Genomic DNA, 11,442 nt, shown 5'->3' with positions numbered 1-11,442 from the left:
GGTGTTCACCTCTTCCCATTCCGAACAGAGTCGTTAAGCCCCGGAGCGCCTATGGTACTGCCTTCATCGGTGGGAGAGTCGGTCGCCGCCAACCTTACTGTACACGAACCGCCCCTCCGGCTCTCTGCCGTTGAGGGGCGGTTTGCGTTTATAGCTGTTGGTAAAAGTGGCGCGGGTTATAAGAAGCCTGCGTCTTTTTTATAGATAATCATGACCTAAGCCTGTTTCAAGAATCAATTATCATTTTCAGGGTGAGGAGTAAGCAGTTCATGTTTTCCTGGTTGGCTATGCCTAGGAACTATAACAAAAGAAATAGCAAGCTTTTTTAATGGCTGAGGAGCGTTTTCGGGGCAAATATTGTGTCTATTTACACAAACACATAAGAGTATTATGGCTCTAACCTATCCATGGTTCCTGTTAGGCTTGCTTTCGTTGGCAATTCCGATAGCGATTCACCTATTTGAACTTCGGCGACCAAAGCGGGTATTATTTACCAACGTAGGGTTTATTAGAGAAGTCAAGTTAGTAACCGCGCGCCAACGTAAGCTTAAGCATTTGTTGGTGTTGTTAGCACGGGTTGGTTTTCTGACCTTCTTGGTGCTGATGTTTGTCCAGCCATACATACCAGCCCCGGTAGCAGACACGAATCCTAAGACGTTGGTGGGCGTTGTAGTTGATACTTCACCTAGCATGCAGGCTGGAGTAAATGATGAGCAATCTTTATTCGAGCAAGCTGTTAAGCAGGCTAGGGAACTACCCACAGCCTATCCTGCTACTACAAGTTTTGTAATTCCAAGTGCACTTGCCCAACCGCTCTCAACTGCTGCGTATCAGGAGGCCATCGATAAATTGCAGGTTTCGGGGCAGGGGAATACGGTAAGCAGCAATCTTATAAGATTACAAAGAGAAGGTAGGAGTGCTGAGCAAGCTTTTGTTTTCTCAGACTTTCAGAAAAATAGCTTCTCAATCCAAGCGCTGAGCAAGTTGGATTCTACGCAGCAGGTGTTTCTCGTGCCGGTAGAAGGTAAAGAGGTGCAGAATGTCTTTGTTGACAGTGTGTGGTTAGATGACGCATTCGTCCGAAGTAATACGGACATGTTGCTGCATATCCGCCTGCGGAACGGTGGGAATGTCGCCGTTAATAATTGCCAAGCGAAGCTTTACATAGGAGAAAAGCAGGCAGCTGTATTCAGGGCAACAGTGCCACTTGATCAGGCTGTGACATCTACTGTTCGTGTAAGGTTAGAAGGAGAGCAACTGACTCAATGCAAAATTCAGTTAGAGGACTATCCGGTTGTATTCGATAATAATTTCTATTTCACATTACAGCCCTCACCAAAAATCAAGGTCTTAGATGTAGCAACCAAGGCTACTGCTACACGTCAGCTATACGCTAACGAGCCATTGTTTTCGTATGCGGCTGCAAAGCCAGGTAGTGCAGATTATCGACAGGTAGAAGACGCGAACCTAATCGTAATTCAAGATCAAGAGCGAGTCGATGTTGGGTTGCGAGAAAGTTTGAAGCGAGTGGTGCAGAGGGGTGGCTCTGTTGTGATAGTACCACCGGCTGGAGCGGCAGGGCGCGCTTCATATGATCAGTTGTTTGAGGAATTGGGCGTTGGACCGGTGCAGTGGGAAAAGCTAGGAGCAGCCCCTGTATTGCGTGAAGTAGCGGTGCCTACAACTCAAAATCCTTTTTTTAAGGATGTGTTTGGAGCGCAGAATCGACAGCCAGTTATGCCGAAAGTAAGTCCGATTTTGCGTTGGTCACGATCAGGGGCGGATATAATGCGGATGCGCGACGGAGATGGTTTCCTAGCTAGCTATTCTAGCGGTAAGGGTACTGTATATCTGTTTGCGGCACCGTTCGATGATGTTTACTCAGACTTCACCCAACATGCTTTGTTTGTGCCCGTGATGTACCGCCTTGCTATGCAGAGCTATCAGCGTCAGCAACAGCCTGCTTACCGGTTGAACCAAAGCACAATTGCTCTGAATGTAGCCGAAAGAGCTACAGCGGCCAAAGAAACTGAGCAGGTATTTAAGTTAAGTAAGGACAGCTCGACATTTATTCCAAATCAACGGCTGCAAGCAGGTATGCTACGGTTCGATGTACCTGCTGAAATGCGAGTGCCTGGCTTCTATAAATTAACGCGCAATGGTCAGGCCATTGCTACAGTGGCCTTCAACTTCGATAAACGCGAATCGGAATTGGCAACTTATTCGGCTGCCGATTTACGACAACTCATAGGAACAAATCGACCTAACATACAAGTGTATGACGTGAGTGCGGGCGGGTCGGTGGCGGCAAAGTACCGGACTGAGCGGGTTGGTACGCCACTGTGGCAATATTGCTTGTGGGCGGCGTTGGCATGTTTGCTAGCGGAAGTACTGTTACTTCGTTTCTTTCGGCAGGTTAGAGCCGTTGAGCCGATGGCTGTGGCAGCCTAACGGCAATGAGTAACCGAAGTCCTCGTATCTTGCCCTCTTATTAGTCTTGGTAGATTGGAAGCTTCTATTTCGCCGGAAAAACCCGTGTTGCGCACTGCCCTGCTCTATGGCGCGGGCGCGGGTATAGTTTGTATTCTTTGGGTGGTGGGGCTGTATTTAGCTGGCAATAACCCTTATGGTCCTAAGCGCTTGATGGCTGTTTTTGTCCCACCAATAGCTGTGGTATTAGGTCAGTGGAGGCTTCGACGGTATTTCAAACCTGATGGGCCGGGCCTCTTGCGGTCTATTGGCACGGGGTTACTGATTACGCTTTTCGCATCGGTCGTGTCGGCTACTGGCGTGTATACTTTTGCACGAAGCACAGGGCCGGAACCTATTGCCCGGCACTTAGCTGAAATGCGGCATTTGCTGGATCAAGCCAAGCCCATGTTTCTAAAAGAAAAGAACGGCCGTAAGCAATACGAGCAGGCTTACCGCAATTTGGCTTACACAGCTCAAGACTTGGCCACTGATGATTATGTGCGAAAGTTTCTGCTTGGGTTGCTGATCAGTATTCCGGGGGGAATATTCTTGCGGAAGTAGATAGTGGAATGCGTATTTTTCTTGCCAGAAACCTTCTTATTGCTTTTGTCATGGAAAACACTGCTACTCCTGTTTCGGCTAATGCCGTTGCAATCCGTTACGGCTTAATTACAGGTTTAATTTGGTTAATTATCGATTTTATATTTCGTGCTACCGGTCTGTCTTTCAAGTATTCCTTATATCTGCCCACTAGTTTGTTGGTATATATAGTGGGTATTATTATGGCACATCGATATTTTAAACAGCAGAATGGCGGATTTATGCGGTACGGCCAAGGAGTAATGATTGTGCTGGTTCTATCCTTGGTATCAGGTGTTATGAGTGGTCTGTTCAACTATATATATGTCAATTTCATTGATCCAGAGTATGCTCTCCGGATGCGGACAGACTTTGAGGCTTGGATGAACTCGTTTGGCAGTATCCCGGAAGAGCAAATAGAAAAAGGCATGGCTGATATGTCAGATGAGAAGATAAAGTCTCCTATACAGATTGGCAAAGCCACTCTATCAAGTGCAATAGGAGGGGTGATAGTAGGGCTTATTGTCTCCATTTTTACAAAGCACAACCGCCCTGAGTTTGAGTAAGCGCCTTTCGCATTCGTTTCCAGTTGAGTTGTCTATCGTAATCCCGTTGCTCAACGAGGCTGAGTCCTTGCCGGAGCTAACCAGCTGGATCCATCGGGTACTAGCGCAGAACGGGCTAACCTACGAGGTTATCTTGGTTGATGACGGCTCGACGGATAACTCTTGGGAAGTGATTGAGGAACTGGCGGAAACGGACACGCATGTGCGAGGAATCCGCTTTAACCGCAACTATGGCAAGTCTGCCGCTTTGAATGTGGGTTTCCGTGAGACAATCGGGCGGGTGGTATGCACCATGGACGCCGACTTGCAGGACTCGCCAGAGGAACTGCCGGAACTGTACCGGATGATAACCAAAGATGGCTTCGATTTGGTGAGCGGCTGGAAGCAAAAACGCTACGATCCTCTCTCGAAAACCATTCCAACCAAGCTATTCAACGGCGTAACGCGCTGGATTTCGGGTATCAGGCTGCACGACTTCAATTGCGGGTTGAAAGCCTATAACCAGCGGGTTGTGAAGAGCATAGAGGTGTACGGCGAAATGCACCGCTACATTCCAGTTATTGCCAAGTGGGCCGGCTTCCGCAAGATTGGCGAGAAGGTAGTGCAGCATCAGGAGCGGAAGTACGGAGTCACCAAGTTCGGGCTGGAACGGTTCGTATATGGCTTCCTTGATTTAATGAGCATCACATTTGTGAGCCGGTTTCGGCGGCGGCCGATGCACTTCTTCGGAACAATGGGAACCTTGTCGTTTGTGCTCGGAATGCTGATCACGCTGTGGTTGGTGGGGGAGAAAGTGTATTTGGCTTTTCACAACCTGAAAGCCCGTAACGTAACCGATCAGCCCCTGTTCTTCTTGGCTCTGGTAGCCGTAATAATTGGAGTACTACTGTTCCTGACGGGCTTCTTAGCAGAGTTGATCCAGCTTAATGGACCCAACCGCAACGACTATTTGGTGCGCGACCGGGTAAATTCCATTCACCAATCAGTTAACACTTAACGCTTATCGTTCAGTGGCCGTGCTATTCGCCCCTGATAGCACAGCTGTTAGATGATAGATGGTAAGTGATAGATGTTAAATGAAAATTGTCATCATTGGTCCGGCATACCCGCTGCGTGGAGGACTCGCCACGTACAACGAACGATTGGCGCGCGCTTTTCGCGAAGCGGGCGACGAAGTGAAACTGGTGACATTTTCACTGCAATACCCTGATTTTCTGTTTCCTGGTCAGACGCAGTTTAGCACGGAAGCAGGGCCCACTGATTTGCCTATTGAAGTCAGCATCAACTCGGTAAATCCATGGACTTGGTGGCGCGTAGGGGAGAAGCTTCGCCGGGAGAAGCCGGACCTTGTAGTCTTCCGGTTCTGGCTGCCCTTTATGGGCCCCGCCTTAGGGACTATTGCGCGGCGCATCCGGGCAAACCGGCATACCCGTATCGTGGCCATTACCGACAACGTAATTCCCCACGAGAAGCGCCCCGGTGACCGGCCATTTACGCGTTACTTTCTCTCTGCCTGCCACGGGTTTGTGACCATGAGCCGGGCGGTGCTGGCCGACTTACGGCGCCTGCATTTCAAGCAACCAGCGCAATACAAGCCTCATCCGCTTTATGATAATTTCGGGCCGCTGAAATCGAAGGCAGAAGCGTTGCAGGCCCTGCAACTCGACCCGCAATTCCGATACTTGCTGTTCTTCGGCTTTATTCGGGCGTATAAAGGATTGGATATCATGCTTGAGGCCTTTGCCGACACCCGGTTGGCGGCGTTACCCATCAAGTTGATTATAGCCGGCGAGTATTATGAAGAGGCAACACCTTACGAGGCGCTGGTAAAGCAGCATAATCTGGAAAGCCGTTTGGTTCGGGCCACCGACTTTATTCCGAACGAGCGGGTAGTGGATTATTTCTGTGCGTCTGACATAGTAGTACAACCTTATAAAAACGCAACGCAAAGTGGGGTATCTCAAATAGCCTACCACTTCGAGCGGCCCATGCTCGTGACCGATGTAGGCGGCTTAGCCGAGCTAATTCCGGACGGCAAAGTGGGGTATGTCGTGAAACCAGCTGCAAAAGCTATTGCCGATGCGTTAGTGGATTTTTACGAACAGCACCGCGAAGCCGAGTTTACAGCCGGTGTACGAGAGCAAAAAAAGTTGTTTTCCTGGAGCGAAATGGTAGGCGCATTGAAGGAGGTAGCAGGACTTTAACCTATTTTATGCGCATACAGGAGTTAGAGCGGCGGCGCCTAGTGTGGGTAGCACTAGCAAAGCTCTATCTGGATACCGAGTTACAAGATTCTGACTTTCAACAGATAGCAGCCGAAATAACAGCTAGTGGACTCACTTGGCATGAAATCCAAGGAATAAATTACGATGAAGTAGGGCCTGCTTTGTGGAGCAACTTGCTAAGCATAGCAGGCGAATGGGAGGGTTGGGACCCTGAATGGCTAACAGAACGTATCACCTCCCATTACACAGGCCCCGCCACCGTATGCTAGGCTCCCGAAAGCTCTGGCTCTGGTGGATAGATTCTTATACGAAGCAGAGTTTGACAAGAATTGCGGGCTACTTATCCTAGTGGCACACTCTCCTGCACCGCCCGGAATACTTTCTCCGCCGGCAGATCTTCCATGCAACTGGTACCGAGCTTGCAGGTGCCCCGATAGAAACAAACACATTCCCGGTCGGGCTGTACGAGTTGGCCACGGCCGTAAAGGTCGAATTCGTAAGGATTGAAGATGTTGTTCATCAGAATGGTGGGCTTGGCCAGGGCGATGCTAATGTGCATGGCCATGGTTACCTGCGTTACGACGCCGTCCATCTGGTACATCAGGTTGATGAACTGCTCTAGCGGGAAGGTGCCGGGATACGGGGCGCCCGTAGCCGCGTGCAAACGTTGATTTCGCTCGTCTTCGGCAATGCCGCCGAGCAAGACGGGAGCATAGCCGGCTTGTTGGAGTTGCGTAATCAAGGCTACCCACTTTTCATCCGACCATAAGCGGGTGGTCCATCGGTCGCCGCAGCCGGTGTTCAGGCCGATGCGGGGCCGGCCCTGGGGCAAGGCATTCCAGTTGTAACCCTTGTCTTCGTGGGTGTCGAAAACGTATTGTTCGCCCCGAAACACGAAGCCGCATAGCTCGAAGATTTCCTGTACGTAGGGCTTCTGGTTGGCCAGGCTTAGCTGGTCGAATACGCCGGTCAGGAACTTGTGCTGGGCCAGGTCGTTGCCCGGCCAAGCCACCCCAACCGGATGCAGCCTATAGCCAAACTTGTGCGTGGCCCGGATAGTATCGTGTAGGGCGCAGGCTTCCTTGTCTTTATCGAGGTTGAAAAGCAGATCGAACTCGCGAGCCTGCAGGTGCAGAACTGACGGCAAATCCAACTTCAGAATTTCATCGATTGCGCCTTGCGGCAGGATGGCGGGCGTGAGAGTCAGCCAAGTGATTTTAGCGGCAGGATATTCCTGGCGCAGCCGGCGCAGCAAGGGGGTTGTGCGAATTACGTCGCCAATGGCCCCGAGCTTGATAATAAGAATCCGCTGTTGGACAGGCGCATACACCGGGCAGTCGGCACACACGTAGCCATGCTCTTTGTTGGGGCGGCAGGGAACATCACCACGAAAGTGGCGGCAGTCAGGGTGGACGGTAGTGCCGTGCAGGTTGGGCATGGAAGCGCAGTTAGGAACCGCGAAGATAAATGGCTCACTTGATGTTCAGCACTGTATGGCGTAACAGTTATCTGAACCGTTGATATAGAATTATTGGCCTTCCTGGAATCGAAGAACTTAAAAAAAGCCCTTGTGGATGGTCTCTCAATGGACGATTAGATACCCACGTAGTTTGCCGGCGTGATATTGCGCAGCTCCTGTTTCACTTCCTCCCGCACGTCCAGCGTTTCAACAAACTCTCGGATGGTAGCCTCCGAAATAGCGCTACCGGTGCGGGTCAGGGCTTTAAGGGCATTATAAGGGTCCGGATAGTTCTCGCGGCGCAAAATGGTCTGGATGGCTTCGGCCACTACGGGCCAGTTGGCATCCAGGTCGCGGCGCAGGGTTTCCTCGTCCAGGGCTAGCTTGTTGAGGCCGCGTTGCAGAGAAGCGAGGGCAATGAGCGTGTGGCCTAGTGGCACGCCAAGGTTGCGCAGAACGGTGGAATCAGTAAGGTCGCGCTGCAGGCGGGAAATGGGCAGTTTGGCCGACAGATGCTCCAGCACGGCATTCGCCAAGCCTAGATTGCCTTCGGCATTTTCGAAATCAATAGGATTTACTTTGTGGGGCATGGCCGAGGAACCAACCTCGCCAGCCTTCACGGTTTGCCGGAAGTAGCCCATAGCTATGTACTGCCACACGTCGCGGGCTAGGTCGATGAGGATGGTGTTGAGGCGCTTCAGAGCATCACAAAGGGCAGCCAGATGGTCGTAGTGCTCTATTTGAGTGGTGGGGAAGCTGCGACTCAAGCCTAGGCGGCCCTCCACAAACTGCTGTGCAAACTGGTGCCAGTCGTGGTGGGGGTAGGCGACGTGGTGGGCATTGAAGTTGCCGGTGGCCCCGCCGAACTTAGCGGCAAATGGCACCTGGCCTAGCAGCACCACTTGCGCATCGAGGCGGGCCACGAACACCTGAATTTCCTTGCCTAAGCGCGTGGGCGAGGCAGGCTGGCCGTGGGTGCGGGCCAGCATGGGCACGGCGTTCCACTCCGTAGCGCGCTCGGCCAGCTGGTTGCGCACCTGCGCATACGCCGGCAGCAAGGTGTGAATAAGGGCGTGCTGCAAGCTCAGGGGGATGGCCGTGTTGTTGATATCCTGAGACGTGAGGCCGAAGTGAATGAACTCCAAATAACCGCCGAGCCCAAGTGCCATAAAACGGTCGCGCAGGAAATACTCCACTGCCTTCACGTCGTGGTTCGTAATTTTTTCGTGCGCTTTCACGGCCTCGGCGTCGGCTACCGAAAAGCTGGTGTAGATGCCGCGTAGCGCACTGAATAGATTGGGGTCGACCCCTTGGAGTTGAGGCAGCGGCAACTCGCACAGCGCAATAAAATATTCCACTTCCACCAAGACCCGGTACCGAATCAGCGCCAGCTCCGAGAAGTAGGGAGCTAGCGAAGTGGTTTGGCGGCGGTAGCGGCCGTCGAGGGGTGAAACAGCGGTTAGGGGCGTAAGAGTGGAGTAGTCAGCAGCAGTAGACATGCAGTGAAAGAGTTAGCCTGAAGCGCCAAAGGTAGCGAAAGGCCACGCGCAGCCTGAACGGCGCGGCGTTTTTCGTTACCTTTGTATCTCGGGCGGTGGCTGATTTGGCATGAATCTGGCCAGGCACAGCCACGAAATTGTTTCCTCTCCGACTGTTCGCGTGACTTCAGCAACAAAGAAAAAAATAGGTATTGCCCTTGGTATTGTCGCGGCGCTGCTGGCCGTAGGGCTGACGGTTTTCTTACTCAAGCGCCAGGCGCTGCTGACGTACGCTCTGGCGCAGGTGAAAGTGAAGGTTGAGCGCAGATACCCCGTAACGCTCACCCTAGGCGAAGCCCGCTTCACGAATTTGAAGACCGTGCGCATCGATGGCATGAGCTTGGTGCCCAAAGCCAACCTAACCGATACCCTGCTTCAAGCGCGCCAAATGACGGTATCGTTGGGTGTGCGGTCGTTATTTGCGGGTCGGCCGGTGTTCAGCAACCTCGAAATCAGTGATGCGCGCCTCACGGCCCATAAAACTGCTAGTTCCGACAATTTCTCTTTCCTCTATAAAAAGAAGGGCGCCAAGCCGGCAGTGCCGCGCGACACCACCAAAGGCACTAACTATGCTTTACTGGTCAATCAATTACTGGAAGCCAGCTTCGACAACGTGCCGGGTGAGGCAAACTTCCAGAATTTTCTGGTCACCTACACCAGCCCGCGCCACCAGGCTCGTATTGTGATGCCGCAGCTAGCTATCGAGGATGGTGACATTCAAGGCGAGCTAACGGCCGTGGTGGATTCGGTGGAAAACCGCGTGGGCGTGCAGGGCCACATCGAGCCCGGCGACTATGCCTTGAATGCTGAAGTATTCGGGTTAGGCCGGCGGCCGGTGACGCTGCCGTATGTGATGCGGCGCTACGGCGCCAAAGTGCAGTTCGATACGTTGCGCTTCAGCTTAACCGACAAAGATTTATCGGACGAGGAACTGACGGTCCGGGGCACGGCTTCGGCCGCCAATTTTATTGTCAATCATCCGCGGCTCTCCGACCGTGACGTGCGTTTTCCGCGCGGCGGCATCGACTTTGTAGCCCGATTAGGTCAGGCTTTTGCCGCCCTGGACGAGGGCACTAAGGTGACGCTCAACCGAATGGAGTTCTTTCCGGTGGTGAGCGTGCGTAAGCTGCCGCTCAATCAGCGCGTGGTGGGCAAGATGATTAATGGCCTACGCAACCGCCGCGAGGCATTGGCCGGCTTGCAGGTGAAAGCCGACGTTGTGTCGGCCGAAACGCCCGCCAACACGTTTTTCGCGGCGCTGCCCGAGAATATGTTCAATACCCTAACCGGCATGCAAGGCGAAGGCACCCTGAAATACCGCATGCACCTCGACCTGGACATGAACCAGCTCGACAGTCTGCGGTTCTCGTCGGGGCTGACGCCTAAGAACTTCCGCATCACCCGCATGGGGCGGGAAGATCTTAACAAGCTCAACCAGGAGTTCTACTACACCGCCTACAACGACAAGGGCGATTCTATTAAAACCTTCGCTGTTGGCCCTTCCAATCCGGAATTCGTAGCGTACGACGAGGTGTCGGATTACCTGAAAGCGGCCATCATGACGGCCGAGGACCCGCGCTTCCTCACGCACAAAGGCTTCATGGAAAAGGCGTTCGTGAAGTCAGCTATCCAGAACATCAAAGAGAAGCGCTTCGCCCGCGGCGGCAGCACCATCTCTATGCAGCTGGTGAAAAACGTGTTTCTGACCCGCCAGAAAACAGTAACTCGGAAGATAGAGGAAGCGCTGATTGTGTGGCTGCTGGAAAACACGCGTCTGGTATCCAAGCAGCGCATGTTCGAGGTATATCTGAACATTATCGAATGGGGCCCGAAAGTATACGGCGCGAGCGAAGCCTCCGAATTTTACTTCAACAAGGCGCCCGACAACCTGAACTTGTCGGAGTGCTTGTACCTGGCCAGCATCATTCCGCGGCCTAAGTACTATCAACGCTCGTTCAATCAGTATGGCGAGATGCGCAGCAGCGCCCGGTATTTCCACCGGCTGATTGCTAAGCTCATGGCCAGCAAGGGCCTGATTTCGCAGGGCGACTACGAGAGTGTGGACTATTCCCTCAACTTCTCCGGCCGCGCCCACAGCTCAATTTTCCGGGCCGTGCGTGATACCGTGCGCATCACGCAGCCTTCCGACTCCACAGAGTTTGAGCCGTTGAACCTGATTGACTTGCTCGGCGGCAACAACGCCCCTGATGCCGGCGTCAACACCAATATTCCGGCCGAGCAAGGCGGCGGCACCCCAAACCCCACTCCCAAGCCGTAAGCGGTTGTTGGTATTATATGGCTGTTTTAAGGAGTGGTTCGACCGTCCTGCTTTGTCTGGCGTCCGCTTGTCGGATTATCTCGCTCGCTTCGTTGGATTACTAACCTAGTGTCAGCACGCGAGATGCTTCGACTCCGGCTGCGCGGACGCAAGACGGTTCAAAAGGTTTCTTAAGCAGTTCTAATTAGCTAACTCAAGTTGCGGGGTATAGGGGAGGCAGAAAAAAAGTCTGTTCGGCAAGAACAGACTAGGTTTGAAGTATTCGACCCCTTCAACTCCTGCTGACCATGCGCGAACAGACCGTTGCAATGTACTGCTTCCTGGA

General features: G+C 52.7%; 9 protein-coding genes and 1 rRNA gene. 8 read left to right on the top strand and 2 right to left on the bottom strand.

The window, feature by feature from the left end:
- The 7 genes from rrf to VF639_RS25460 form a co-directional block, all read left to right on the top strand.
- Positions 1–94 (top strand): 5S ribosomal RNA (gene rrf, locus VF639_RS07610); the annotation flags it as partial.
- A gap of 296 nt (positions 95–390) precedes the next feature.
- The gene (locus VF639_RS07605; protein ID WP_331145297.1) at positions 391–2,451 is read left to right on the top strand and encodes a BatA domain-containing protein; all 2,061 of its coding nucleotides are present in this window, start codon (positions 391–393) and stop codon (positions 2,449–2,451) included.
- A 54-nt stretch (positions 2,452–2,505) separates the two neighbouring features.
- On the top strand, positions 2,506–3,033 hold the full coding sequence (locus tag VF639_RS07600) for a DUF4199 domain-containing protein (protein ID WP_331145296.1): 528 nt from the start codon (positions 2,506–2,508) through the stop codon (positions 3,031–3,033).
- A gap of 50 nt (positions 3,034–3,083) precedes the next feature.
- Positions 3,084–3,617, top strand: coding sequence for a DUF4199 domain-containing protein (locus tag VF639_RS07595; RefSeq protein ID WP_331145295.1), 534 nt, complete (start codon positions 3,084–3,086; stop codon positions 3,615–3,617).
- A gap of 28 nt (positions 3,618–3,645) precedes the next feature.
- Positions 3,646–4,614: a glycosyltransferase family 2 protein gene (locus VF639_RS07590; RefSeq protein ID WP_331145294.1), complete on the top strand. Its 969-nt coding sequence runs from the start codon at positions 3,646–3,648 to the stop codon at positions 4,612–4,614.
- A 79-nt stretch (positions 4,615–4,693) separates the two neighbouring features.
- A complete protein-coding gene (locus VF639_RS07585) occupies positions 4,694–5,821 on the top strand; it encodes a glycosyltransferase (protein WP_331145293.1) in 1,128 nt (375 codons plus the stop codon).
- An 8-nt stretch (positions 5,822–5,829) separates the two neighbouring features.
- A complete protein-coding gene (locus tag VF639_RS25460) occupies positions 5,830–6,111 on the top strand; it encodes a DUF7079 family protein (RefSeq protein WP_422653670.1) in 282 nt (93 codons plus the stop codon).
- Positions 6,112–6,182: 71 nt separating this feature from the next.
- Here VF639_RS25460 and VF639_RS07580 read toward each other — a convergent pair whose 3' ends face one another.
- Together VF639_RS07580 and purB are read right to left on the bottom strand one after the other, a co-directional pair.
- Positions 6,183–7,280, bottom strand: coding sequence for a glycosyltransferase family 9 protein (locus VF639_RS07580; RefSeq protein WP_331145292.1), 1,098 nt, complete (start codon positions 7,278–7,280; stop codon positions 6,183–6,185).
- Positions 7,281–7,435: 155 nt separating this feature from the next.
- Positions 7,436–8,800: an adenylosuccinate lyase gene (gene purB / locus VF639_RS07575; protein WP_331145291.1), complete on the bottom strand. Its 1,365-nt coding sequence runs from the start codon at positions 8,798–8,800 to the stop codon at positions 7,436–7,438.
- A 160-nt stretch (positions 8,801–8,960) separates the two neighbouring features.
- Between purB and VF639_RS07570 the strand changes: the two genes are divergently transcribed.
- Positions 8,961–11,117 carry a biosynthetic peptidoglycan transglycosylase gene (locus VF639_RS07570; RefSeq protein WP_331145290.1) on the top strand — a complete coding sequence of 719 codons (2,157 nt, stop codon included), beginning with the start codon at positions 8,961–8,963 and terminating at the stop codon, positions 11,115–11,117.
- Positions 11,118–11,442 lie beyond the last annotated feature (325 nt).

Source organism: Hymenobacter sp. (assembly GCF_036387835.1).
GTDB lineage: Bacteria > Bacteroidota > Bacteroidia > Cytophagales > Hymenobacteraceae > Hymenobacter.
This window is presented reverse-complemented; position numbering and strand designations above follow the sequence as displayed.

What these genes read in the sequence shown, in the direction of transcription:
- VF639_RS07605 (WP_331145297.1), top strand. Translation starts at nt 391, where the DNA reads ATGGCTCTAACCTATCCATGGTTCCTGTTAGGCTTGCTTTCGTTGGCA.
- VF639_RS07595 (WP_331145295.1), top strand. Translation starts at nt 3,084, where the DNA reads ATGGAAAACACTGCTACTCCTGTTTCGGCTAATGCCGTTGCAATCCGT.
- VF639_RS07585 (WP_331145293.1), top strand. Translation starts at nt 4,694, where the DNA reads ATGAAAATTGTCATCATTGGTCCGGCATACCCGCTGCGTGGAGGACTC.
- VF639_RS25460 (WP_422653670.1), top strand. Translation starts at nt 5,830, where the DNA reads ATGCGCATACAGGAGTTAGAGCGGCGGCGCCTAGTGTGGGTAGCACTA.
- VF639_RS07580 (WP_331145292.1), bottom strand. Translation starts at nt 7,280, where the DNA reads ATGCCCAACCTGCACGGCACTACCGTCCACCCTGACTGCCGCCACTTT.
- purB (WP_331145291.1), bottom strand. Translation starts at nt 8,800, where the DNA reads ATGTCTACTGCTGCTGACTACTCCACTCTTACGCCCCTAACCGCTGTT.